The sequence below is a fragment of the Immundisolibacter sp. genome (assembly GCF_014359565.1).
GTDB lineage: Bacteria > Pseudomonadota > Gammaproteobacteria > Immundisolibacterales > Immundisolibacteraceae > Immundisolibacter.
The window spans coordinates 129,989-154,601 of record NZ_JACIZD010000002.1 but is presented as its reverse complement, the minus strand read 5'-3'; the positions used below and the strand labels follow the sequence as shown (position 1 = coordinate 154,601).

Below are 24,613 nucleotides of genomic sequence, written 5' to 3'. Positions count from 1 at the left end.
TGGCAAAAAAGGGGGAGTGATGTTACGTCTTTTCGGTGGCGTGTTGCTGGCGTTATTGCTGTGCGGCGGACGCGATGTCTTCGCGGCTGAGCCGCGACCGGCGCTCAAGGCGCCACTGGCCACGAAGGTGGTTTTTCTGGACATCGCGAGGGCCGCTGATCGGGTGGTTGCGGCCGGCGAGCGCGGTGTGATCATTTATTCGGATGACGCTGGTGCCGCCTGGACACAGGCCGAGGTGCCGACGCGCAGCACCCTGACCGCACTTGCGTTCGTCGATGACAAAACCGGTTATGCCGTTGGGCATGACGCGGTCATTTTGAAGACCACCGATGCCGGTGCAAGCTGGACGGTGGTTTCTTTCGATCCGGAATCGCGCAATGTGATGCTCAACGTGCGTTTTCGGGACGCAAATACGGGGTATGTGGTCGGCGCCAATGGCCAACTGTGGATTACCAAGGACGGCGGAGCCGTCTGGGATCGACGTACCTTGGCGGTGGAAGACTGGTACCAGAACCATATTTTCGACATTGCCTGGTTGCCGGATGGGGTGACTCTGGCTGTTGCCGAGAAGGGCGTGCTGTATCGCTCACCCGATGGCTGGTCCGACTTCTCCCCCATCGTATCGCCCTATGCGGGCTCCTACTTCGGTGCGCTGACCTTGGCCGGGGGCAAGTTCCTGATCTACGGTATGAAAGGCCACGTGTTCGAGTCCGCCGATGGCGCCACGTCATGGCAGCAGGTGCGCACGAATACCGAGCAATTCCTGCTGGATGCGGCAGTGCTGGCCGACGGGCGCGTGCTGATCGTCGGGGCGGGCGGGGTGCTGCTGGTCGTGGATCCGCGCTCCGCCGATGCACGGGTCGCCACGCGTCCGGGCGGTGTCGGTATCAACGCCGTGCTGGTCGTGGGTGATGATGCCTATCTCGCTGGCCTGGGCGGGGGCGTCACGAAACTGCCGCTCGCTGAACTGCTGCCCCGCTGAGGCGGGGTTGTTTCAATTCGTTGGTATCTGTCTCAGGGGATCAATGCCATGGCGCAAGTCGCTGGCTATAACGCGCGTCTGGAACGAGTCGCTTCCGCCATTGCGGATTTTTTGCTCGGTTACCGCGCTTGGGTGCTGGTCGTCACGGTAGCCATCACCGTTTTCTTTGCCTATCACGCATTGCATCAACGGCTCGATCCCGGGTTCGATAAGTCGATTCCGTTGTCCCACCCGTACATGGAGACCTACACCAAGTACAAGCCCGAGTTTGGTGGCTCGAACATGATCACGATCTTCGTGGAAGACGAAGGCGGCGACATGTTCAACCCGAAGTTTTTCACGGTTCTGGAGCAGGTCACGCAGGACGTCCTGACCATGGACGGCATTGACGTTCGCACTGTGACGTCGCTGTTCACGCCGAACGTGAACTACGTCGCGGTCAGCGAGGAGGGATTCACCGGCTCGCGGATCGTTCCGGCCGATTTTGTCGCCACCGAGGATGGGCTCGCGACGGTTCGTGAGAATCTGTCCCGTTCCAACGAGATCGGCCGGACCGTGGCCAAGGATTTGTCCGGTGCACTGGTGATCGCCGAGCTGGTGGAGGTCGACCCGGTTACCGGCAGCAAGGTCGACTACCGGGCCATGGCGCAAAAGCTGGAGCAACTTCGCAGCAAGTACGAAGCCGAGGGTGGAGTCAATATCCGCATCATCGGCTTTGCGACGTTCATCGGCGACATGATCGACGGTGCGCAGGACGTGATCGGCTTCTTCGCCATCACGCTGGCGATCACCTACATTCTACTGATTTTTTTCGCACGCTCTTGGAAGCTCGCTACGGCGGCGATTCTGGTATCGATTGCTGCCGTCATCTGGCAACTGGGATCCATCAAGCTGGTCGGCTATGGCGTGGATCCTCTGTCGATCATGGTGCCGTTCCTGGTGCTGTCGATCGGTGTGAGCCACGCGGTACAGATGACCAATGCCTGGCGGCTGGGCGTCGCCGCGGGCCTCGATTCCAAGGCGGCGGCCCGGCAGGCGTTCAACCGGCTGTTCATCCCGGGCGCTACGGCGCTGGTCGCCAATGCGGCCGGCTTTGCGGTCATAACGGTGATCGATATCGCCATCATCCGTGAGCTTGGCATCACGGCCAGCATCGGCGTGGCGGTGATGTTGATCACCAACAAGTTCATGCTGCCGGTGATGCTGTCCTATCTGAAGATGAGCCCGGCAGAGTTGGCGCGCTCCAATGCGCCGCAGAAGAACACGGATGGTACCGCCCTGGAGTGGCTCGCGGCCGGGGCACGCAAGCCGGTCTCGCTGGCGATCCTGGTCATCAGCGCCGGCTTGTTGGTGCTGGGTGTCATCGAGCGGCGCGCACTGATCATCGGCGATGCCGAGGCCGGCGCTCCGGAGTTCCGGGCGGATTCGCGTTACAACGAAGACATCCGGGCCATCGTGTCGAAGTTCACCGTCGGTCTGGACGAGCTGGTGGTAATTGCTCAGGTCTCGAAGCCCAACGGGTGTGTCGATTACCCGGTCATGGAGACGATCGACGATTTCGTTTGGCATGTGCGCAATGTGCCGGGTGTGCGCTCCGTGAAGTCCCTGTCGCAGGTGGTGCGCGAGCGCAACGTCGGGAATTTCGAGGCCAACCCGAAATTCCTCGGCCTGCCGCGCAATGAGGAGATGATTTCCGCCAACATCTATCGCGTCGAGATGTCGGAGCGCTTGTTCAACAACGACTGTTCGATCATGCCGGTTACGATCTATCCGGTCGATCACAAGGCCCAGACGCTGCGGCCGATCATTCAGGCAGTGAAGGATTTTCAGGCCAGCAACACCAATCCCGACGTTACCTTCAAGCTCGCGATGGGCAATGCCGGCATCATGGCGGCCACCAACGAGGCGGTGGAGGAGTCGCAACTGGGCATGGCGGTCATTCTCTATGTTGCGGTTGGAATGTGTTGTCTGCTGACCTTTTTCTCCTGGCGGCCAGCGCTGGCAGTGATGATCCCGCTGGCATTGGTGACCGTGTTCGCGGATGCGGTGATGGTGTGGCTGAACATCGGCCTGAAGGTTTCGACCCTGCCGGTCCTGGCCCTTGGTGTCGGTGTGGGAGTCGATTACGGCATCTATCTGTTTGCCCGCACACAGATGCACCTGGCGGCCGGACTGAAGTTCGCGGAGGCCTACGCGCGATCGCTCAGCGAGGTCGGCAGCGCGGTCATGTTCACGGCCACGACAATGAGTCTTGGCGTAGCGACCTGGTATTTCTCGTCGCTCAAGTTCCAGGCGGACATGGGCGTACTGTTGGCCTATATGTTCTTTGTGAACATGCTGGGCGCCATCTTCCTGATGCCGGCCATTGCCGTGTGGCTGGTCGGCGACCGGCGGCAGGTCGGGAGAGTCATGGCGCATTGAGGGCGGCACCTGCACGATTCGCACCGCACGAGAGGGGAAAGGACATGAAAAATCGACGACTGCGAATGATTGCGGCGGCGCTGACAGGGGCGCTTTCGCTGTCCACCGCCGGCACGGCGTGGGCCAAGATCACGGCCGAGGAGGCCGCTGCGCTCGGCCTGACCGGTACACCGTTGACTCCAGTCGGCGCCGAGCGCGCCGGGAACGCCGATGGCAGCATTCCGGAGTGGACCGGCGGCATCCTGCAGCCGCCGGGCAACTTCAAGCCGGGCGGCCCCTGGGTCGATCCGTTCCCGGACGACAAGCCGCTGTTTACCATCACGGCCCAGAACTACGCCCAGTACCAGGACAAACTGACCCCTGGTCAGGTTGCCATGTTCAAACAGTATCCGGACAGTTTCCGGATGCACGTGTACCCGACCCGGCGCAGCGCATCGTTCTCGGACTGGGTGTACGAGGCGACCGCCCGGCAGGCCCTGCATGCGGAACTGTGCCCCGGCTGGGACACCGAAGGGTATGTGTGCCTGCAGAACCATGTCGACGGCGGCGGTTACCCGTTCCCGATCCCGAAGAACGCCTTCGAGGTGGGCTGGAACCACTACCTCGCCTACCAGGGCCAGGCCATCGAGGGCCTCATGGACGCGCCGCTGGTCGATTCGCTCGGCAATCGTGTCGACGTGATCATGGAACAGTGGCAGTCGTGGATGTGGTGGGTGCCCAAGGCCGAGCGCCCGGCCAGCGAGTGGTTTCACAGCCGTGGCGGTCCGCTGCTGTGCGACGCCTTTCAGGTCAAGCAGCCGCCGCGCCAGTCGGGGCTGATCGGTGGCGGCTGCAACTTCGCGCAGGAATTCGACTTCCAGTCCTATCTGTACGTCCCCGGGCAGCGACGGATACGCAAGGCGCCGGAAATCGGCTTTCAGGACAGCCCATCGTTCGGCTCGGACGGCCAGCGTACGGTTTCCTCGCGTTGGCAGTGGTGGTTTGCTGGCAAGCAGTCGCGCCACGATCTGAAGCTCAACGGCAAGAAGGAGTTGTTCGTGCCCTACAACTCCTACGCGCTGGCCGATCCAGGCAAGCGGCCGGATGATCTGTTCGGCAAGAAGCACGTCAACCAGGACCTGATCCGCTACGAGCTGCACCGGGTGTGGGAGGTGGAGGCCACACTCAAGCCCGGGCAGCGCCACTTGTACAAGCGCATCGTGGCCTATATCGACGAGGACACCTGGCACGGTATGGGCCACGAGGCCTACGATGCGCGCGACCGCCTGTGGCGCATGGGCGAGGCCTACGTGCTGAACCTGTACGACAGCCGCTCGCACCTGATCTGGGGCGATCAGCTGGTCGATCTGGTCAACGGCCGCTACACGACGTTCTTCGGCTGGTATGGCAATCTTGGCGCCGGGCAGCCGAAGGTCGGCCTGCTCAAGGACTCGACCATCGACCCGGAAATCTTCACCCCGCAGGGCATGCGCAAGGCCGGCACACGGTAACGGCGAACAGGATGATCGATGGATGATTCCGCGGCCAGGGCATTCCTGCCGGTGGGCATTGCGGTGCTTACCGTCAGCGACAGCCGCGGCCTGGAGCAGGACAGCTCTGGCCGCGTGCTGATCGAGCGGCTCTCGGCGGGCGGCCACCGCTTGGCCGGACGCGCCATTCTGCCGGACGACATTTACCGGATCCGCGCGCGGGTGTCGGCCTGGATTGCCGATCCGGCGGTGCACGTGGTACTGAGCACCGGCGGCACCGGCCTTACCGGCCGGGATGGCACGCCAGAGGCGATGGCGCCGCTGCTGGACAAGACCATCGATGGCTTCGGCGAAGTATTTCGGGCCCTTTCGTTCGAGGAAATTGGCGCCTCGACCATCCAGTCGCGGGCGGTCGCGGGTGTGGCCAACGGCACCTACATCTTTTGTTTGCCCGGATCATCCGGCGCCTGCCGCACGGCCTGGGATAAGCTGATTGCCCCGCAGCTCGATTACCGCACCCGGCCCTGCAACCTGGTGGAGTTGATGCCGCGGCTGCTCGAGCGCTGAGCCGCTCGCCCGAATACCCGCCAAGGAATCCGCGTCATGATGAATGGTTTGTCTGCCAAGGAAGTCGAACACCTGCGCCAGCGCCTGCGAGACGAACACGCGCAGCTGCGCAGCGAAGTGGCGAGCGAGCTGGCGCGCAGTGAGCAGGGCCGTTACCTGGATCTGGCCGGCCAGGTCCATGACCGCGGCGACGAGGCGGTGGCGGATCTGCTCGAGGACCTTGAGATCGTCGCCCTCGACCGGCATGTGCATCGTGTCCGCTTGATCGAGACTGCCCTGGCGGCTATCGACCAGGGCCGATATGGGCTGTGTCGCGTATGCGGCGCGCAAATTGGCAGCGCCCGTCTGGAGGTCGATCCGGCCGCCGAGCGCTGTATCGATTGCCAGACGGCGCTTGAAAGCGGACAACACGCGCCAACCCTGTGAGGCGCCGCCCGTGCGGCCGCAGCTGGCGGTCGGCGTATTCGTGTTCGATGCCGCCGGGCGGGTGCTGCTGATCCAGCGCGGTCGCCCGCCCGCACAGGGCCTGTGGTCAGTGCCCGGCGGCAAGGTGGAGTGGGGCGAGGCGGTGGCCGATGCCTGCCGGCGCGAGGTGCGCGAGGAAACCGGTATCGACGTGTCGATCGGGCCGCTGGTGACCTGGATCGAGCGCATGGACGCGGACCACCATTACGTGATCCTGGACTTTGTCGGCGCGCCGCTGCGGGACGATGCCCCGTTGCTGGCCGGCGACGATGCGGCGGATGCGCGCTGGCTGAGCGACGATGAATTGCTGGACCTGCCCCTGACCGCCGGCCTGCTGCCGGTGCTGGCGCAGGCGCGCAGCCTGGTCAGGCGATGACGGTCTTGCCAGGTTCGCCCGGAATTTCCCGCACCAGGCGCGGCACCAGATAGCCCGGCAGACGCGCGCGCAGGGCGTCGATCAGCGCTTCTGCGGTGGTCTGTGACACTTCGAAATGCGCGGCGCCCTGCACGCGGTCGAGCAGGTGCAGGTAGTACGGCAGCACCTGCGCGCGGTGCAGGCGCTCGCTGAGCGCCGCCAGCGTGTCGGCGTCGTCGTTCACGCCGCGCAGCAGGACGGCCTGATTCAGCAGCGTGACGCCGGCGCCCGTGAGCGCTGCCAGGGCGGCATCGACCTTCGCATCCAGTTCGCGCGGGTGATTGCTGTGCAGCACCAGGACCTTGCGCAGCGGCAGCCGGCGCAGCCCGGCGAGCAGCTCGCCAGTCACTCGCTGCGGCAGCACCACCGGCAGGCGGCTGTGGATGCGCAGCGTGTGGACGTGCGGGATGGCGGCAATGCGCGCAGCCAGCTCGGCCAGCCGCGCATCGCTCAGCGTCAGCGGATCGCCGCCGCTCAGGATCACCTCGCCGACGTTCGGATCGGCCGCGACGGCGGCCAGCGCCGGGTCCAGTCGTGAGCCGCCGGCGTGCGCGTCGGCATAGGGAAAATGGCGCCGGAAACAGTACCGGCAGTGCACGGCGCAGGCGCCGGTGGCGATCAAAAGCGCCCGGCCGTGGTATTTTTTGAGAAGTCCCGGCACCGGCTGGGCAGCCGACTCGCCGAGTGGGTCGGTGCTGTAGCCGGGCCGGGTTTCGCATTCAAGGTCCAGCGGCAGCACCTGGCGCAGCAGCGGATCGGCGGCGTCGCCCGGCCGGATGCGCTGCAGATAGGGCGCCGGCACGCGCAGCGGAAACAACGCCGCGGCACGCCGGGCGGCCGGCAGCAGGCTGTCCGGCAAGCCCAGGACGCGCAGTAGCTCGGCCGGGTCGACGATGGCCTCGGCCAGCAATCGCTGCCACGGCGCGATCACGCGGGTCACCGCGGCAAGACTCGACATGTACTCACTCTCGATGACGTTCCGATAAAGAGGAAATTATGGCGTCTTACAGCACCAACGAATTTCGCGCCGGGCTCAAGGTGATGCTCGATGGCGACCCCTGCGACATCATCGAAAACGAGTTCGTGAAGCCCGGCAAGGGCCAGGCCTTCAACCGCGTGCGCCTGCGCAACCTCAAGACCGGCCGGGTGTGGGAGCGCACCTTCAAGTCCGGCGAGACCATCGAGGCGGCCGACGTGGTCGATACGGAAATGCAGTATCTGTACAACGACGGCGAGTCCTGGTGCTTCATGAATCCGAGCAGTTTCGAGCAGGTCCATGCCGGTGCCGCAGCCATCGGCGACAAGGCGCAGTGGCTCAAGGAGCAGGACATGTGCACCATCACGCTGTGGAACGGCGAGCCGATCGCCGTGGCGCCGCCCAACCACGTGGTGATGAAGGTTACCTACACGGAGCCGGCCGTGCGCGGCGACACCAGCAGCGGTGCCACCAAGCTGGCCACGCTGGAGAGCGGCGCCACGGTAAAGGTGCCCCTGTTCGTTGAAATCGACGACCTGCTGCGCGTGGACACCCGCACCGGCGAGTACGTCTCGCGCGTCAAGGAATAGGTGATCCGCGCCCGCCCGGCAGCGCCGGACTGGCGCCCGCAGATCAGTCTCGAAACGCTGCGCCTGCGCGCGCGGCTGCTGGAACAAATCCGCGCCTTCTTTGCGGCCCGGGGCGTGCTCGAAGTGGACACGCCGCTGCTGGGTCCGGCGCCCGGCAGCGACCCGCAACAGCACTGCCTGGACCTTGATCTGCCTGGCGTCGGCCGGCGCTACCTGCAGCCGTCGCCGGAATTCGCCATGAAGCGCCTGCTGGCAGCCGGCAGCGGCAGCATCTATCAGGTCTGCAAGGCGTTTCGGGCCGGCGAGCACGGCCCGCGTCACCGGGTCGAGTTCACCCTGCTGGAGTGGTACCGGACCGGTTTCGACTACCGCGCGCTGATGGACGAGGTGCAGGCGCTGGTCTGTGGCCTGCTCGGCCGGCCTGCGGCGCGGGCTTTCACCTATGGCGCACTGTTCGAGCGCCATTCCGGGATTGATGCATTCACCTGTGATGAGGCAACGCTGTGGCAGCGCGTGGCGGCGGCCGGCATCGAGCCGTCACCGGTGCTGCAGGCCGCCGGGCGCGATGCGGCGCTCGACATTTTGCTCACGCGCCTGATCGAGCCGGCCATCGCGCCGCTGGGCGTGGTTTTCATCCACGACTATCCGGCCAGCCAGGCGGCGCTGGCGCGCCTGCGACCGGGCCGGCCGCAGCTCGCCGAGCGCTTCGAGCTGTACGTGGACGGCATCGAGCTGGCCAACGGCTGGTCCGAGCTGACCGATGCGGCCGAGCAGCGTCGTCGATTCGAACAGGACAACCGCGTGCGGCAGGCGGCCGGCCTGCCGCACGTGCCGCTTGACGAGCAGCTGCTGGCGGCGCTGGCGCACGGCCTGCCGGACTGCGCCGGGGTGGCGCTGGGTTTCGACCGCCTGCTGATGCTGGCCGCAGGCGTGGCCAATATCGGGGCGGTACAGGCGTTTTGCGACTAGCACAGCCCGCGCTGGCCACCGGTGGCGCAAAGGTACCGCCGGATCACCTGGCGAGGTGGCAGAACCGGCGTGGTCGGATTCCGTGGTTCGGGAAGTCCAGGCTGGACGTGTCCGGACTCGAATTCAACACGCGTAGTCGAAGGCCACCACGCAGTCGTCGAAGCTGCCGTCGAGCAGCGGGCCGATGTCCTGCGCGATCGCCACGTGCTCCGGCGACGGCAGGTAGCGGTCGCGGGCGGCGGCGTCGCGAAAATCCATCGAGAAGCCGTAGTTGAAGCCGCGGTTGATGCCTTCCGGGCTGGAGTAGGGGCCACCGCTGAAGCTCAGCAAGCCGTCGAAGCTGCCGACCATGCTGCGGAAACGCTCGAACAGCGCCTGCGCCGCTGTATCCGAGCCGGGCTTGAGCTTGACCATCACCATGTGCCGAATCATTGCGTCTCTCCGTTTGGGGCTTTGGGCCAGCGTGTAGAATGCTGGCACTTTTCACGCCGGCCGCTCGCGCGGCCGGGCGAGTTTGCCACAGCGCCGCCTGCCACCTCCTGGAGCCGACCGGGGGCTCGCCGCGCGATTCACGCCACGACAAGAAGCATTCCATGACGGTGTTGGTGGGGGTGCCGCGCGAGCGCGCGGCAGGCGAGTGCCGTGTGGCGGCGACGCCGGAAACGGTCAAGAAACTGCTGGCCCTGGGTGCGCAGGTGTGCGTGGAGGCGGGCGCCGGTGAGGCCGCCCGCTATGCGGATGCCGCCTATGCGCAGGCCGGCGCCCGCGTGACCACAGCGGCCGAGACACTGGCGGCCGACGTGCTGCTGACGGTGCGCCGGCCCGTCGCCGAGCAGATCGCCGCCATGCGGCCGGGCGCGCTGCTGGTCGGCTTTGCCGATCCTCACGCCGGTGGCCTGGACGCGCTGGCGCAGGCGGGCCTGAGCGTGCTGGCGGTGGAGCTGATCCCGCGCATCTCGCGCGCGCAGGGCATGGACGCGCTGTCCTCACAGGCCAACATCGCCGGTTACCGGGCGGTGCTCGAGGCGACGGCGCATTACCGGCGCTTCCTGCCGCTGATGATGACCTCCGCCGGCACCGCCAAGCCCAGCCGCGTGGTGATTCTGGGCGTGGGCGTCGCCGGCCTACAGGCGATTGCCACCGCGCGGCGCCTGGGCGCGCAGGTGGAGGCCTTCGACGTGCGCCCCGAGACGCGCGAGCAGGTGCTGTCGCTGGGCGCCAAGTTCATCGACATCGACCTTGGCGAGAGCGGCGCCGGGGCCGGTGGCTATGCACGGGAGCTGTCGGCGCAGGCGCAGCAGCGCCAGCAGGAACTGCTCGGCGAGCGCCTGAAGGCGGCCGACATCATCATCACGACCGCGCTCATTCCAGGTCGCCCGGCCCCGGTGCTGGTGCCCGAGGCGGTGGTGCAGGGCATGCGGCCCGGTTCGGTGATCGTGGACCTGGCCGCTGCGAATGGCGGCAACTGCCCACTGACCGAGGCCGACCGGGTGGTGGAAAAACACGGCGTGACGCTGGTCGGCATTACCGACTACCCGTCGCGCCTGGCCACCGATGCCAGCGCCTTCTATGCCCGCAACCTGCTGAACCTGCTCGAACTGGTGCTGCGCAAGGACGAGGCCGGCACGCGCATCGAGCTGGACCTGCAGGACGAAATCATCGCCGCCGCGCTGGCCGTGCAGGCCGGCACGGTGCGTTTCGCAAAACCCTGACGAAGGACCCCATGACCGCCATCGTCGTTTCGCTATACATCTTCGTGCTGGCCTGCTTCATCGGCTACCAGGTGATCTGGGGCGTCACGCCAGCGCTGCACACGCCGCTGATGTCGCTGACCAACGCCATCTCCGGAATCATCATCGTGGGCGCCATGCTGGTGACCGGCTTTCACGAGGCCGACGGCCTGACCCGCGGCATCGGTTTCGTGGCCGTGGTGCTGGCATCGATCAACATCTTCGGCGGCTTCCTGGTCACCCAGCGCATGCTTGCCATGTTCAAGAAGAAGACCTGAGCATGGCTGCCAGCACGCTGGCCGTGGCGTATCTCATCGCCGCGGTGTTGTTCATCCTCGGCCTGAAGGGCCTGGCCTCGCCGCGCACGGCGCGCGCCGGCAACCTCTATGCAATGGCCGGCATGACGCTGGCGGCCCTGGTCACGCTGGCCTCGCCGCAGGTTGCCGATTACGGCTGGATCGTGGCCGGTGTTGCCATCGGTGGCGGCATCGGTGCGGTGCTGGCGCGGCGGGTCAAGATGACCGACATGCCGCAGCTGGTGGCCATCCTGCACAGCTTCGTGGGGCTCGCCGCCGTGCTGGTGGCGCTCGGAACCTACTTCACACACCGCGACGCGGGCGCACTGAACGCGCTGCTGATGGCGGAGCTGGGCATCGGCAGCTTCATCGGGGCGATCACCTTCACCGGCTCGGTGATTGCGTTTGGCAAGTTGCAGGGTCTGATCGGTTCGGCGCCGCTGCGCTTTGCCGGTCAGCACTGGGTGAATCTGGCGCTGGCGCTGCTGATGGTCGGGTTTGCCGGCCAGTTCGTGCTCGGCGGCGGGCTGCCGGCCTTTGCCGCCATGACGGCGCTGGCGCTGCTGCTGGGAGTGCTGCTGATCCTGCCGATCGGCGGCGCCGACATGCCGGTGGTGGTATCGATGCTGAACTCGTACTCGGGCTGGGCGGCTGCGGCGACCGGTTTCACGCTGCACAACGAGCTGCTGATCATCACCGGCGCGCTGGTGGGCGCCTCCGGCGCCATCCTGTCCTACATCATGTGCCGGGCCATGAACCGCTCGATCCTGAGCGTGATCTTCGGCGGCTTTGGCGCCGGCGAGGCGGCGGCTGCCGCCGGTGGCGGTGTCGAGGGCCGGTCGGTCAAGTCGGCGGCCGTCGAGGATGCAGCCTTCATGCTGGAGAACGCCGGCAAGGTCATCATCGTGCCCGGTTACGGTCTGGCCGTGGCGCAGGCCCAGCACGCGACGGCCGAACTGGTCGATGCGCTCGAAAAGAAGGGCGTGGAGGTCAAGTTCGCCATTCATCCGGTGGCCGGGCGCATGCCGGGGCACATGAACGTGCTGCTGGCCGAGGCCGACATCCCCTACGACAAGGTGTTCGAGATGGAGGAGATCAATCCGGATTTCGCCACCTGCGACGTGGCGCTGGTGCTGGGTGCCAACGATGTCACCAATCCAGCCGCCAAGACCGACCGGGCGAGCCCGATCTACGGCATGCCGATCCTGGACGTGCACCGGGCGCGGCAGATTTTCTTCGTCAAGCGCAGCATGAAGCCGGGCTACGCCGGCGTGGACAATGCGCTGTTCTACCAGGACAACTGCGCGCTGGTGTTCGGCGACGCCAAGAAAGTCGTCGAAGGTCTGACGCAGGCGCTGGGCCATTCCTGACCGGCCAGGCGTGCGGATGTTGGCGCACCGGAACGGCCCACGCCGGCTTCGAGGGCCAGGGCCGGTTCCCGCTCGGGGTGTCATTTCCCGGGCGCCGCGGCTATAATCGCCGCCCTCTATTCAGCGAGCATTGAATGGGCCTTTGGCCCATTTTTTATTTCAGGTACGGGATTTGTCGGGGTCATTGACCGAGCGGCTGCGCGATTTGCTGGGGCCAGCGCTTGAAAAACTGGGCTACGAATTGATACAGGTGGAGCAGATCGCCACCCGCCGGCCGGTGCTGCGCCTGTACATCGACCTGTTGGTGGATGTCGGGGGCGGCGTCACGCTGGATGATTGCCAGAAGGTGAGCCAGTACGTGAGCGGCCTGCTGGATGTCGAGGACCCGCTGCCAGGTGCCTATGCGCTGGAGGTGTCGTCGCCGGGCCTGGACCGGCCGCTGGTGACGGCGGAGCATTTTCGCCGTTTTGTGGGCAGCGAGGCGCGCCTGCAATTGCATCGGCCGCTGCAGGGCGCGCGGCGTTTGCGCGGCCGCCTGTGCAGCGAGGCCGATGGCGTGATCGAAATTGAAGTGGATGGCCAGCGGCTGAGTCTGCCACTGGCAGAAATCAGGGCTGCCCGACTGGTGCCGGACCTGGCGGCGGAACTGCGGAGCAAGGGCGATGGACACTAAGGAAATCCTGCAGGTCGTGGATGTCGTCTCGAACGAGAAGGGCGTCTCCAAGGAAGTCATCTTCGAGGCCATCGAGGCTGCGCTGGCGGCCGCCACGCGCAAGGTGGGCGGCGAGCACATGGACGTGCGGGTCGCCATCGACCGCCACAGCGGCAGCTACGAGACCTTTCGTCGCTGGACAGTGGTCGACGACGCGGCCGACGAGTTCGATCCCGAGCAACAGATCAGGCTGACGGACGCGAAGCGCGATCATCCCGGCGTGTCCGTCGGTGACGTGATCGAGGAGCCGCTGCCGGCGGTGCCGTTCGGGCGTATTGCCTCGCAGATGGCCAAGCAGGTTATCGTGCAGAAAGTGCGCGATGCCGAGCGCGAGAAGATCGTCGAAACCTACGCGCCGCGCATCGGCCACATGCTGGTCGGGCAGGTCAAGCGCCTGGACCGCGGCAACCTGATCGTGGACCTGGGCGGCAACGTCGATGCCCTGCTGACGCGGGACGAGATGATTGCCCGCGAGAACATCCGCATCGGCGACCGCGTCTGCGCCCTGCTGGCCGACGCGCGCATCGAGCAGCGCGGGCCACAGCTGTTCCTGACCCGGCGCGCGCCCAAGCTCATGATGGAGCTGTTCCGGCGCGAGGTGCCGGAAGTGGCCGACGGTATCGTGGAAGTGGTCGCGTGTGCCCGGGACCCGGGCGTGCGCGCCAAGATCGCCGTGCGCAGCTACGACCCGCGCATCGACCCGATCGGCGCCTGCGTCGGCATGCACGGCACGCGCGTGCAGGCGGTCTCGAACGAGCTGGCCGGCGAGCGGGTGGACATCGTGCTGTTTGACGCCAACCCGGCGCAGTTCGTGCTGAACGCCCTGTCGCCGGCGAAGGTGGTGTCGATCACCATGGACGAGGAGAGCCACACCATGGATGTGGCCGTCGCCGAGGACCAGTTGTCGATCGCCATCGGTCGCGGCGGGCAGAACGTGCGCCTGGCCAGCGAGCTGACCGGCTGGGAGCTGAACCTCATGACCGAGGAGCAGGCGGCCGAGAAGCAGGAGGCCGAGATCGGCGTCCTGCGTCAGATGTTCGTCGACAAGCTCGATCTGGACCAGAGCGTGGCCGACATCCTGGTCCAGGAAGGCTTCACCAGCGTCGAGGAAGTGGCCTTCGTACCGGCCGCCGAGCTGCTGGCGATCGAGGAATTCGATGAAGACCTGGTGCAGGAGCTGCGCAGCCGCGCCCAGAACGTGCTGCTGACTCAGGAAATCTCCCGCGAGGAACAATTCGGCGACGTCGAGCCGGCCGCCGATCTGCTGGAAGTCCCGGGCATGTCCCGGCGTCTGGCGTATCAGCTTGCCGCACACGGCATCGTCAACCGAGAGGACCTGGCCGACCAGGCGGTTCCGGATTTGCTCGACATCGAGGGCTTCGACGAGGCACTCGCCGGGCAGCTCATCATGGCTGCGCGATCGGCGTGGTTCACCGACGGCGCTCAGGCCTGAGAGGTTCAGATCCAGTGGCAGCACAGTCCATAGAACAGTTCGCCGCATCCATCCGGGTGCCGGTCGACCGCCTGCTGCGCCAGTTGCAGGAGGCCGGCGTCGGCGTCCGCGCTGCGGGTGACTCGATCACCGACGACGAAAAAGCGGCCCTGCTGAGTCATTTGCGCCGCGCCCATGGCGCCGAGGCAACCGAAACCAGCCCTACGCCGCGCAAGATCACGTTGACCCGCCAGGTCGTATCCGAGCTGCGCCAGCCGGCGGTGGCGCGTCGGCCGGGTCCGGGCGCCGCGCCCGCCGTGGCCGCCAACAAGGTGACCGTGGTGACGCGCAAACGGCGCACCTACGTCAAGCGCGAAGATCAGGAAAGGGTCGGCGAGGAAACGGCGGCCGAGAGCGAAGCCGCAACGCCGGTCGAGCAGCCGGCGCCCGAGCCCGAGGTGGTCGTGCAGGCCCCGGAGCCGGTGGTCGAGTCGGTGCCCGTTGCAGAACCTGAACAGCCCGCCGCCGCGCAGGCCACCGCGGCCGCCGAGGCGCCGCCGCGTCGCGTGGCCGAGCCGCAGCCGGCGGCGCGTCCGCAGCCCTCAGCCCCGGGCAAGCCACCCGCGCGGGGCGCGCAGCCGGCTGCACGCCGCGATGAGCCCGGCCGCGGTGCCGGCAAGCAGCGCAAAAAAGGCGGGCGTGACGAGCGCGGCGGGTTTGGTGACGACGCGCTCGGGCGGCTGCGCAGCCGCTCCCGGCCGGGCGCCCATCGCGGCGCCGGCGCCGGACGACACCAGTTCGAACGCCCGCAGGGTGCCATCACCCGCGAAGTGGAGGTGCCGGCCAGCATCACCGTGGCGGAGCTCGCAAGCCGCATGTCGGTCAAGGCGGCCGAGGTCATCAAGTGCCTGATGCGCATGGGCCAGATGGCCACCATCAACCAGGCACTGGATCAGGACACGGCCATGCTGGTGGTCGAGGAGATGGGCCACACCGCCGCAGCGGCGGCGCCGCAGACCCCCGAATCCCTGCTCACTGAGCTGGCGCCGACCGGCGAGGGCGTGCCCCGCGCCCCGATCGTCACGGTCATGGGTCATGTCGATCACGGCAAGACCACGCTGCTGGACTACATCCGCAAGTCGCAGGTGGCAGCCGGCGAGGCCGGCGCCATTACCCAGCACATCGGTGCCTATCACGTCACCACGCCGCGCGGCGCGATCACCTTCCTGGATACGCCCGGCCACGCGGCTTTCTCGGCCATGCGCGCCCGCGGCGCGGCGCTGACGGACATCGTCATCCTGGTGGTGGCCGCCGACGACGGCGTGATGCCGCAGACCATTGAGGCGGTGCAGCACGCCAAGGCAGCAGGTGTGCCGCTGGTGGTGGCAGTCAACAAGATGGACAAGCCGGACGCCGAGCCGGACCGGGTCAAGCAGGAGCTGATCCAGCACGACGTCATTGCCGAGGATTTCGGCGGCGAGGTGCAGTTCGTGCCGGTGTCTGCAAAGACGGGCGCCGGCATCGACGCCTTGCTGGAAGCCGTGCTGCTGCAGGCCGAGGTGATGGAACTCAAGGCCGTGGCCGAAGGCCCTGCCATGGGTGTGGTGGTCGAGGCCAAGCTCGATCGCGGTCGCGGCCCGGTGGCCACCGTCCTGGTGCAGGCCGGCACGCTCAAGCGCGGCGACATGGTGCTGGCCGGCGGCGAGTTTGGTCGCGCCCGCGTGCTGCTGGACGAGCACGCGCAGCCCCTGCTGGAAGCCGGCCCGTCGCGGCCGGTGGAAGTGCTCGGCCTGTCCGGCGTACCCAACGTGGGCGATGTGTTCAACGTGGTCGAGGACGAGCGCAAGGCGCGCGAAATCGCCCTGTTCCGCCAGCAGGCGGCGCGCGAGGCGAGCCTGTCGCGGCGCGAAGCGGTACCCGGTGGCGACATCTTCAGCCAGCTGCGCACGGCCCAGATCAAGAGCCTGAACGTCATCATCAAGGCCGACGTACAAGGTTCGGCCGAGGCCATCGCCAGCTCCCTGCTGGGGCTGGCGACGGACGAGGTCACCGTGCGCGTGGTGGCCTCCGGCGTGGGCGGCATCACCGAGACGGACGTCAATCTGGCCCTGTCCACCGGCGCCCTGCTGATCGGCTTCAACGTTCGTGCCGACGCGACGGCGCGCAAGCTGCTGAAGGAGACCGGCGTCGAAGTCCGCTACCACAGCATCATCTACGAGGTGATCGACGAGGTGAAGCGGGCGCTGGGCGGTCTGCTCGAACCGGAAATCCGGGAGACCATCCTGGGTCTGGCGGAAGTGCGCGAGGTGTTCCACTCGGCCAAGTTTGGCGCCGTTGCCGGCTGCATCGTGTCCGACGGCGTGGTACGCCGCCGCTGCCCGATCCGCGTGCTGCGCGGCAACGTGGTGATCTACGAGGGCGAGCTCGAATCCCTGCGCCGGCACAAGGACGACGTGGCCGAGGTGCGGGCCGGCACCGAGTGCGGTATCGCCGTCAGGCAGTACAACGACGTGCAGGTGGGCGACCAGATCGAGTGCTTCGAGCGCACGTCGGTGGAGCGCACGCTGTAAGCCATGCAGGGCGTCGACCGCACCCGCCGCGTGGCGCAGGCGATTGCAGAGGAACTCCCCGCTGCGCTGCGCGAGGTGAAGGACCCGCGCGTGACTGGTCTGATCACCGTGCACGGAGTGACCGTGAGTCGCGATCTTGGTGTTGCCAAGGTGCGCTTTGACGTGCTGGGTGGTGCCGATGTCACGGCCGCCGCGGCCGGCCTGCACCATGCAGCCGGCTTTCTGCGCAGTCGTCTGGCGACCGCCCTGCGCCTGCGGCGGATGCCGGAACTGCGTTTCGAGCTCGATCCACCGTCGCGCATCGAGGACCTGTTGCGGCGCATCGGAGCGGAGGGTGGGACCGCTTGAGGCGTCGGCGTGGCCGGCCGGTCAGCGGCGTCCTGCTGCTGGACAAGCCAATCGGCATGTCATCGAATCACGCTCTGCAGACCGCGCGGCGATTGCTGAACGCTGCCAAGGCCGGCCATACCGGCACGCTCGATCCGCTGGCCAGCGGTCTGCTGCCGTTGTGTTTCGGCGAGGCAACCAAGGTGTCGCAGTTCCTGCTGGGGGCGGACAAGACCTACCGCGCTCGGGCCCGCCTGGGCATCACCACCACCACCGGCGACAGCGAAGGCGAGGTGCTGCGCGAGCGCCCGGTGGCGGTGGACGCCGCACGCCTGGCCGCGGCCTTGGCGGCGCACACCGGTGATCTGTTGCAGGTGCCGCCCATGTATTCCGCGCTCAAGCAGGGCGGCGAGCGCCTGTACGCGCTGGCTCGCCGCGGCGAGACGGTCGAGCGCCCGCCCCGGCCGGTCCATGTGAGCCGGCTCGAGCTGCTGGAATTCGACGCAAGCGAGTTCGAGGTCGAGCTGGACTGTTCCAAGGGCACCTACGTGCGCAGCCTGATCGAGGACATCGGCGAGGCCCTGGGCTGCGGTGCCCACATGACGACCCTGCGCCGCCTGCGGGTCGGTGCGCTGGATGTGCGCCAGGCAATGGACCTGGAACGGCTGCGGGCACTGGCCACGGATGAACCGCATGCACTCGATGCCTGTCTGATGCCGATTGCGGACGCCCTGGCCCACCTGCCGCAGCTGGAACTGGCCCCACCCGAGGCGGCCAGCCTGCAACGCGGTCAGGCGCAGACCTTGCGCCAGCCGCTGGCCGACGGCTGGGTGGCCGTGTTTACGCAGCAGCGCCAGTTCATTGGCATGGCCGAGGCGCGCGACGGCCGATTGCTGCCGCGGCGTCTGGTCAGCCAGGAAGGCAGCGCGGCCGACGCGGCTTGAGCCCGGCGCTGGCCGGCAGGTAGAATGCGCCGTTTCGCCAAAGATGATCAGTGGCGTTTTTTGTCCGGAGTAACCGTTTCATGTCGCTCAGTGTCGAGAAGAAATCCGAGCTCGTGCAGTCGTACGGCCATGCCACCAACGACACCGGTTCGGTGGAAGTGCAGGTGGCGCTGATATCGGCGCGGCTCGAACAGCTGAACGAGCACTTCAAGCTGCATCGCCAGGATCATCACTCGCGCCAGGGCCTGCTGCGCCTGGTCGCCCAGCGGCGCAAGCTGCTCGACTACCTCAAGCGCAGCGACAACGGCCGCTACCGCGCGCTGGTCGAGCGCCTGGGTCTGCGTCGTTAAAGCAGCTCGCCCACCGGCCCCATCCGGGGGTCAAGGTCTCCCCCGCAGGGCGGCGGAGGCTGCATGTTCAAAGCAAAGGAAGTACGCCACGTGAAATTGATCCGCAAGGAAGTCCAGTTCGGCAAGCACCTGCTGACGCTTGAAACCGGCGAAATCGCCAAGCAGGCGTTCTCGGTCATGGTCCGCATGGGCGACACCATGGTGCTGACGGCGGTCACCGCCAGCAAGGGCGTCAAGCCGGGGCAGGACTTCTTCCCCCTGACGGTCGATTTCGTCGAGCGCAGCTATGCCGCCGGGCGCATTCCGGGCGGCTTTTTCAAGCGCGAGGCACGGCCCTCCGAGAAGGCCATCCTGACCTCGCGCCTGATCGATCGGGCCATGCGGCCGCTGTTTCCAAAGGGTTTCTACAACGAAGTACAGGTCGTGCCGACTGTGCTGTCGGCCGATGACGAGGTCGACCCGGACATCCTGGGCATGATCGGCGCCTCGGCTGCGCTGACGCTGTCCGGCCTGCCCTTCCAGGGGCCGGTGGGCGCGGCTCGCGTCGGTTACAAGGATGGCGCCTTCATCCTGAACCCGAGCTACCAGGAAACGGCCGAATCGGACCTGAACCTGGTGGTTGCCGGCACCGCCAGCAGCGTGCTGATGGTGGAGTCGGAAGCAAAGATGTTGCCCGAGTCGGTGATGCTCGACGGCGTCATGTTCGGTCACCAGGCCATGCAACCGGTCATCGAGGCCATTCTGGCTCTGGCCGCCGAGGCCGGTGTGCAGCCGTGGCCGTGGACGCCGCCGCAGAAGGACGAGGCGCTCGAAACGGCCGTTCGCGCCGTGGCCGAACAGCCGCTGAACGAAGCCTATTCGATCCCCGACAAGCAGGCGCGCCAGGAGGCGGTGGCGCAGGTCCGCGAGCGGGTTGCCCATCTGGCCGGTGAGAACGGCGAGCGGGCCAACGAAGTGCAGGCCCTGTTCTCGTCGGTCGAGAAGCGCATCGTGCGTGGGCGCATCCTGGATGCGCAGCCGCGCATCGACGGTCGCTCCACCCGCCAGGTGCGCCCGATCAGCATCCGCACCGGCGTGCTGCCGCGCACGCACGGCTCGGCGCTGTTCACCCGCGGCGAAACGCAGGCGATCGTGGTCACCACGCTGGGCACCGAGCGCGACGCGCAGCTGATCGACGCGCTGGAAGGCGAGTTCCGTGACGGCTTCATGTTGCACTACAACTTCCCGCCGTACTGCGTGGGCGAGACCGGTCGCATGGGTGCCACCAAGCGGCGCGAGATCGGTCACGGGCGGCTCGCCAAGCGCGCCCTGGCGGCAGTGTTGCCCGCCAAGACGGCTTTCCCGTACACGCTGCGCATCGTGTCGGAGATCACCGAGTCGAACGGGTCGAGTTCCATGGCCACGGTGTGCGGCGGCAGCCTGGCGCTGATGGATGCCGGTGTGCCGATCAAGGAGCCGGTGGCGGGTATCGCCATGGGCCTGATCACCGACGGCAGCCGCTTTGCGGTGCTGTCCGACATCCTGGGCGACGAGGATCACCTGGGCGACATGGACTTCAAGGTGGCCGGCACGGCCAGCGGCGTGACCGCGCTGCAGATGGACATCAAGGTGCTGGGCATTACCGGCCAGATCATGCAGGCCGCGCTTGAGCAGGCCCGCGAGGGTCGTGTGCATATCCTGGGCGAGATGGCCAAGGCCTTGTCCGCGCCGCGTGAGCAGATGTCGGACTACGCGCCGCGCATCCTGACCATGCGTATCCACCCGGACAAGATTCGTGACGTCATCGGCAAGGGCGGCGTGACCATCCGCGGCATCACCGAGCAGACCGGCGCCACCATCGACATCGACGACGATGGCACCGTGCGCATCGCATCCGTGGACCGGGCCGCCGGCGAGGAAGCGCGCGCCATGATCGAGCGCATCACCTCCGACATCGAGGTCGGCATGGTCTACGAGGGCCGCGTGGCGCGCCTGATGGACTTCGGCGCCTTCGTCACCATCCTGCCCGGTCGCGATGGCCTGCTGCACATCTCGCAGATTTCCGAGGAACGGGTCGAGCGGGTCAGCGACAAGCTGGCCGAGGGCGATGTGGTGCGCGTCAAGGTGCTGGAAGTGGACAAGCAGGGCCGCATCCGCCTGAGCATGAAGGCACTGAACGAAGAAGCCGTCTGACAGGGGACGGTCCGGCCGTAGGCGGACCGTCAGACAATTAAAAAGCCGGCTCGGGGAAACCACCCCCGGCCGGCTTTTTTGTTACGGGAGAAGCGCCCCGCAGACCCGAATGACCGGCTGCCGGCGCCGTCAGCCCCCGGCTTGCTGGCGCAGGCCCTGGCTGACCCGCTCACGCTCCTCGTGCAGGGCCTGCGGCACCCGCGGGCCATAGCCGTGCAGGAAGCTCGCCACCTCGTCCATCTCGCTGAGCCAGTCCTGCGGCTCGATGTGCGTGAGCTGGCGCATGTGCTCATGCGATACATCCAGCCCAGTCAGGTCGATGTCGCCGTGCAGGGGCAGGTTGCCGACCGGCGTTTCCTGGGCGTCGATGCTGCCCTGGCAGCGCTCGATGATCCACTTGAGCACGCGCAGGTTCTCGCCGTAGCCGGGCCACAGGAAGCGGCGTTCGGCATCGCGGCGGAACCAGTTGACCTGATAGATGCCGGGCGCCTGGCTCAGGCGCGCGCCGGTGGCCAGCCAGTGCGCCCAGTAATCACCGAAGTGGTAACCGCAAAACGGCTGCATGGCCATCGGGTCGCGCCGCACCACGCCCACCTGGCCGGTGGCCGCGGCGGTGGTTTCCGACGCCATCGAGGCGCCCAGCAGCACGCCGTGCTGCCAGTTCTTGGCTTCCAGCACCAGCGGCGCCAGCGAGGCGCGCCGGCCGCCAAAGATGATCGCGGTAATCGGCACGCCGGACGGCCGCTCGGCGGCATCCGACCAGGACGCGCACTGACGCGCCGCCACGGTAAAGCGTGAATTCGGATGCGCGGCCGGGCCGTTGGCCGGATCGTACGGGCGCCCCTGCCAGTCATAGGCCGGCGTCTCGTCCGACAGCCCCTCCCACCACGGCCGGCCGTCCTCGGTAAGCGCCACGTTGGTGAAGATGGTGTCGTGCTGCAGCATGTCGACGGCATTGGCGTTGGTGTGCCGGCTGGTGCCGGGCGCCACGCCGAAGAAACCCGCCTCGGGGTTGATGGCCCACAGCCGGCCATCGTCGCCGACGTGCAGCCAGGCGATGTCGTCGCCGATGGTTTTCACCTTCCAGCCCTGGTATTCCTGGGGCGGGATCAGCATCGCCATGTTGGTCTTGCCGCAGGCCGACGGAAAGGCTGCGGCGATATAGTGCAGGCGGCCCTGTGGGTCTTCGATGCCCATGATCAACATGTGCTCGGCCAGCCAGCCTTCCTGGCGGGCTTGGTAGGAGGCGATGCGCAGTGCGTGGCATTTCTTGCCCAGCAGAGCGTTGCCGCCGTAGCCGGAGCCGATGCTCTGGATGGACAGCTCGTGCGGGAAATGCATGATGAAACGCCGCTCGGGGTGCAGGTCACCGAGCGAATGCAGGCCGCGCACGAAGCTGCCCTCGCGTTCGATGCGCCTGAGCGCCGGCGCGCCCATGCGGGTCATGATGCGCATGCTGGCGGCCACGTACGGGCTGTCGGTGATCTCCACACCGCAGCGCGCCAGCGGCGAGTCGAGCGGGCCCATGCAGTACGGCACCACGTACAGCGTGCGCCCGCGCATGGCGCCGGCAAACAGCGCGTCCATCCTGGCGTGCGCGTCGGCCGGGCTCATCCACTGGTTGTTCGGGCCGGCATCGTCGCGCTCGGGTGTGCACACGAAGGTCAGGTGCTCGGTGCGCGCCACGTCGGACGGGTCCGAGCGATGCAGGTAGCAGCGCGGGCGGGTTTCTTGATCCAGCTCGATCAGGGTGCCGCTTTGCAGCATGCCGGCGATCAGCGCATCGTATTCGGCCTGCGACCCGTCGCACCAGTGAATCCGGTCCGGTTGCGTGAGCGCTGCCACCTCGCGGACCCAGTCCGCAAGTGCCTGATTCGACGTCATGAGCAAATTCCCCCGTTACACCTGTGTACCGCGAACATCCCTGACGCGGCGATCCGGGCCCCGTCAACGCGGGGCCGAGTTGCCATCAAAAGCCCATGAGCTTCAGCGGGCGCCCTGGAAATTGTCAAGCCGGGCGCGGGCCCGCGCCGCGGCGGCCCGTACCTGCGCCGGTGCCGTGCCGCCCAGGTGATCGCGCGCGGCAACCGAGCCTTCGAGCGTCAATACGGCGAACACGTCGGCCTCGATCAGCGGCGAGAACGCTCGCAGTTCGTCCAGCGTGAACTCGGCGAGATCGCGTCCAGTGACGACGCCCTCGCGCACGGCGCGGCCGACGACCTCATGGGCATCCCGAAACGGCAGCCCGCGGCGCACCAGGTAGTCGGCGAGATCCGTGGCGGTGGCAAAGCCGGCGCGTGCTGCGCTGCGCATGCGCTCGGCATTCACGGTCATCCCGGGCAGCATGCCGGCCACCGCAGTCAGGCTGTCGCGCACGGTATCGACGGTGTCGAACAGCGGTTCCTTGTCTTCCTGGTTGTCCTTGTTGTAGGCCAGCGGCTGCGCCTTCATCAGCGTCAGCAGCGCCACCAGGTGGCCGTTGACGCGGCCGGTCTTGCCGCGCAGCAGCTCCGGCACGTCGGGGTTTTTCTTCTGCGGCATGATCGACGAGCCGGTGCACCAGGCATCGGCCAGGCTGATGAAGCCGAACTGCGCCGAGGACCACAGCACCAGTTCCTCGGACATGCGCGAGAAATGCGTCATCAGCAGCGCCGCCGCGGACACGAATTCGATGGCGAAGTCGCGGTCGCTGACGGCGTCGAGCGAGTTCTCGGCCGGCCGGTCGAAGCCGAGCAGTTGCGCCGTGTACAGGCGGTCGATCGGAAAGCTGGTACCGGCCAGCGCCGCGGCGCCCAGCGGCATGACGTTGACCCGCCGCCGGCAGTCGGCAAAGCGCTCGCGGTCGCGCGCCAGCATCTCGAACCAGGCCAGCAGGTGGTGGCCAAACGTGATCGGCTGCGCCGTCTGAAGGTGCGTGAAGCCCGGCATCAGGGTGTCGGCCTCGCGTTCGGCCAAATCCACCAGGACGGTCAGCACCTCGTGCAGCTGGCCGTCGATGGCGTCGAGCTCGTCGCGCAGCCACAGGCGCACGTCGGTGGCCACCTGGTCGTTGCGCGAGCGGCCGGTGTGCAGCTTCTTGCCGACCTCGCCGATGCGCTCCACCAGCGCCGTCTCGATGTTCATGTGCACGTCTTCGAGCGCTACCTGCCACTGAAAACGGCCCGCCTGGATATCGGCACCGATGCCCTGCAGGCCGGCGACGATGGCGGTGACTTCGGCCTCGCCCAACACCGCCACCCGGCCCAGCATCCGGGCGTGGGCGATGGAACCCATAATGTCGTGGCGGGCCAGGCGCTGGTCGAAGCCAACCGAGGCGGTGAAACGCTCGACAAAGGCGTCGGTGGGCTCGGCGAAACGGCCGCCCCAGGGTTTGCGGGGTGCTTCGGACATGGGCGGGAGGGCGGGCGTGGCGGAGCCTGCGATTATAGCGGACCAACGCGCCCCGGACGGCGGCTTTGTGCCGGACCTGTGCCAGCCGCGGGCGGTGCTGGCGGTGGTGGTGGGCGCGCAGCTGCTGGCCTTGCTGCTGGCCCTGGCGCAGCCGCTGGAGGCCGACCGCTTCTGGCCGCGCCTGGGCCTGTGGTCGCTCGCGCTGCAGTGGGTGGGGCTAATCGGTACCGCTGCCGCTGTCTGGTTGGGCCTGTTGCCGGCGGGCGCCGCCCTGCTCGGCTGGCTGATGGCGCCCAACCTGATGCTGACTGCGCTGGTGGCCGCCGTGGTGCTGCGCCTGACCCATCTGAGACATGCCGCGCGCATTCACGCGCAGGGCCATCATCGGGCGCGGCTGGAGCCGCTGCAGGCTCTCGAGCGCGGCTGATCGGGCCGGCCGCAAGGCCTGCCGGATGGGAGGCGTTTC

The 24,613-nt window shown here is 67.2% G+C and carries 22 protein-coding genes and 1 pseudogene; 19 read left to right on the top strand and 4 right to left on the bottom strand.

Annotated features, from left to right (window positions below):
- Positions 1–19: 19 nt before the first annotated feature.
- From H5U26_RS04565 to H5U26_RS04540, 6 genes are read left to right on the top strand one after another with little or no spacing between them, the layout of a single operon-like run.
- On the top strand, positions 20–982 hold the full coding sequence (locus H5U26_RS04565; protein ID WP_290617118.1) for a YCF48-related protein: 963 nt from the start codon (positions 20–22) through the stop codon (positions 980–982).
- 48 nt (positions 983–1,030) lie between these two features.
- Positions 1,031–3,403 carry an MMPL family transporter gene (locus H5U26_RS04560; protein WP_290617116.1) on the top strand — a complete coding sequence of 791 codons (2,373 nt, stop codon included), beginning with the start codon at positions 1,031–1,033 and terminating at the stop codon, positions 3,401–3,403.
- Between the two features lie 44 nt (positions 3,404–3,447).
- Positions 3,448–4,893: a DUF1329 domain-containing protein gene (locus tag H5U26_RS04555; protein ID WP_290617114.1), complete on the top strand. Its 1,446-nt coding sequence runs from the start codon at positions 3,448–3,450 to the stop codon at positions 4,891–4,893.
- Positions 4,894–4,911: 18 nt separating this feature from the next.
- Positions 4,912–5,439, top strand: coding sequence for a molybdenum cofactor biosynthesis protein B (gene moaB, locus H5U26_RS04550; RefSeq protein ID WP_290617112.1), 528 nt, complete (start codon positions 4,912–4,914; stop codon positions 5,437–5,439).
- Positions 5,440–5,478: 39 nt separating this feature from the next.
- On the top strand, positions 5,479–5,865 hold the full coding sequence (locus H5U26_RS04545; RefSeq protein WP_290617111.1) for a TraR/DksA C4-type zinc finger protein: 387 nt from the start codon (positions 5,479–5,481) through the stop codon (positions 5,863–5,865).
- A gap of 10 nt (positions 5,866–5,875) precedes the next feature.
- The gene (locus H5U26_RS04540) at positions 5,876–6,280 is read left to right on the top strand and encodes an NUDIX hydrolase (protein ID WP_290617109.1); all 405 of its coding nucleotides are present in this window, start codon (positions 5,876–5,878) and stop codon (positions 6,278–6,280) included.
- Here H5U26_RS04540 and epmB read toward each other — a convergent pair.
- Positions 6,270–7,277, bottom strand: coding sequence for an EF-P beta-lysylation protein EpmB (gene epmB, locus H5U26_RS04535; RefSeq protein WP_290617107.1), 1,008 nt, complete (start codon positions 7,275–7,277; stop codon positions 6,270–6,272). The genes H5U26_RS04540 and epmB overlap by 11 nt on opposite strands.
- 38 nt (positions 7,278–7,315) lie before the next feature.
- Between epmB and efp the strand changes: the two genes are divergently transcribed.
- Positions 7,316–7,885 carry an elongation factor P gene (gene efp / locus H5U26_RS04530; RefSeq protein ID WP_290617105.1) on the top strand — a complete coding sequence of 190 codons (570 nt, stop codon included), beginning with the start codon at positions 7,316–7,318 and terminating at the stop codon, positions 7,883–7,885.
- On the top strand, positions 7,886–8,854 hold the full coding sequence (gene epmA / locus H5U26_RS04525) for an EF-P lysine aminoacylase EpmA (protein ID WP_290617103.1): 969 nt from the start codon (positions 7,886–7,888) through the stop codon (positions 8,852–8,854).
- 123 nt (positions 8,855–8,977) lie between these two features.
- Here epmA and H5U26_RS04520 read toward each other — a convergent pair whose 3' ends face one another.
- Positions 8,978–9,286, bottom strand: coding sequence for a Dabb family protein (locus H5U26_RS04520; RefSeq protein WP_290617101.1), 309 nt, complete (start codon positions 9,284–9,286; stop codon positions 8,978–8,980).
- Positions 9,287–9,453: 167 nt separating this feature from the next.
- Here H5U26_RS04520 and H5U26_RS04515 point away from each other — a divergent pair, with 167 nt between their 5' ends.
- The 10 genes and pseudogenes from H5U26_RS04515 to pnp all read left to right on the top strand — a co-directional run bounded on the left by H5U26_RS04515 (position 9,454) and on the right by pnp (position 20,757).
- Positions 9,454–10,566: a Re/Si-specific NAD(P)(+) transhydrogenase subunit alpha gene (locus tag H5U26_RS04515; protein ID WP_366055890.1), complete on the top strand. Its 1,113-nt coding sequence runs from the start codon at positions 9,454–9,456 to the stop codon at positions 10,564–10,566.
- A 32-nt stretch (positions 10,567–10,598) separates the two neighbouring features.
- Positions 10,599–10,862 (top strand): annotated as a pseudogene (locus tag H5U26_RS04510) (proton-translocating transhydrogenase family protein); the annotation flags it as partial.
- A gap of 2 nt (positions 10,863–10,864) precedes the next feature.
- Entirely contained in the window at positions 10,865–12,250 is a 1,386-nt protein-coding gene (locus H5U26_RS04505; protein ID WP_290617097.1) for an NAD(P)(+) transhydrogenase (Re/Si-specific) subunit beta, read from the top strand.
- 184 nt (positions 12,251–12,434) lie between these two features.
- Positions 12,435–12,923, top strand: coding sequence for a ribosome maturation factor RimP (gene rimP / locus H5U26_RS04500; protein ID WP_290617095.1), 489 nt, complete (start codon positions 12,435–12,437; stop codon positions 12,921–12,923).
- Positions 12,913–14,415 (top strand): transcription termination factor NusA, encoded by a 1,503-nt coding sequence (gene nusA, locus H5U26_RS04495; protein WP_290617093.1) that lies wholly within the window; start codon positions 12,913–12,915, stop codon positions 14,413–14,415. The genes rimP and nusA overlap by 11 nt, the downstream gene beginning before the upstream one ends.
- A gap of 14 nt (positions 14,416–14,429) precedes the next feature.
- On the top strand, positions 14,430–16,964 hold the full coding sequence (gene infB, locus H5U26_RS04490; RefSeq protein ID WP_290617091.1) for a translation initiation factor IF-2: 2,535 nt from the start codon (positions 14,430–14,432) through the stop codon (positions 16,962–16,964).
- A gap of 3 nt (positions 16,965–16,967) precedes the next feature.
- Positions 16,968–17,312 carry a 30S ribosome-binding factor RbfA gene (rbfA, locus tag H5U26_RS04485; protein ID WP_290617089.1) on the top strand — a complete coding sequence of 115 codons (345 nt, stop codon included), beginning with the start codon at positions 16,968–16,970 and terminating at the stop codon, positions 17,310–17,312.
- A complete protein-coding gene (truB, locus tag H5U26_RS04480) occupies positions 17,309–18,235 on the top strand; it encodes a tRNA pseudouridine(55) synthase TruB (protein WP_290617087.1) in 927 nt (308 codons plus the stop codon). The genes rbfA and truB overlap by 4 nt, the downstream gene beginning before the upstream one ends.
- A gap of 80 nt (positions 18,236–18,315) precedes the next feature.
- A complete protein-coding gene (gene rpsO, locus H5U26_RS04475) occupies positions 18,316–18,585 on the top strand; it encodes a 30S ribosomal protein S15 (protein WP_290617085.1) in 270 nt (89 codons plus the stop codon).
- Between the two features lie 90 nt (positions 18,586–18,675).
- The gene (gene pnp / locus H5U26_RS04470; protein WP_366055889.1) at positions 18,676–20,757 is read left to right on the top strand and encodes a polyribonucleotide nucleotidyltransferase; all 2,082 of its coding nucleotides are present in this window, start codon (positions 18,676–18,678) and stop codon (positions 20,755–20,757) included.
- A gap of 129 nt (positions 20,758–20,886) precedes the next feature.
- Here pnp and H5U26_RS04465 read toward each other — a convergent pair whose 3' ends face one another.
- On the bottom strand, positions 20,887–22,641 hold the full coding sequence (locus H5U26_RS04465; RefSeq protein WP_290617081.1) for a phosphoenolpyruvate carboxykinase (GTP): 1,755 nt from the start codon (positions 22,639–22,641) through the stop codon (positions 20,887–20,889).
- Positions 22,642–22,743: 102 nt separating this feature from the next.
- Positions 22,744–24,147 carry an argininosuccinate lyase gene (gene argH, locus H5U26_RS04460; protein WP_290617079.1) on the bottom strand — a complete coding sequence of 468 codons (1,404 nt, stop codon included), beginning with the start codon at positions 24,145–24,147 and terminating at the stop codon, positions 22,744–22,746.
- 16 nt (positions 24,148–24,163) lie between these two features.
- Between argH and H5U26_RS04455 the strand changes: the two genes are divergently transcribed.
- The gene (locus H5U26_RS04455; protein WP_290617078.1) at positions 24,164–24,574 is read left to right on the top strand and encodes a hypothetical protein; all 411 of its coding nucleotides are present in this window, start codon (positions 24,164–24,166) and stop codon (positions 24,572–24,574) included.
- Positions 24,575–24,613: the final 39 nt, after the last annotated feature.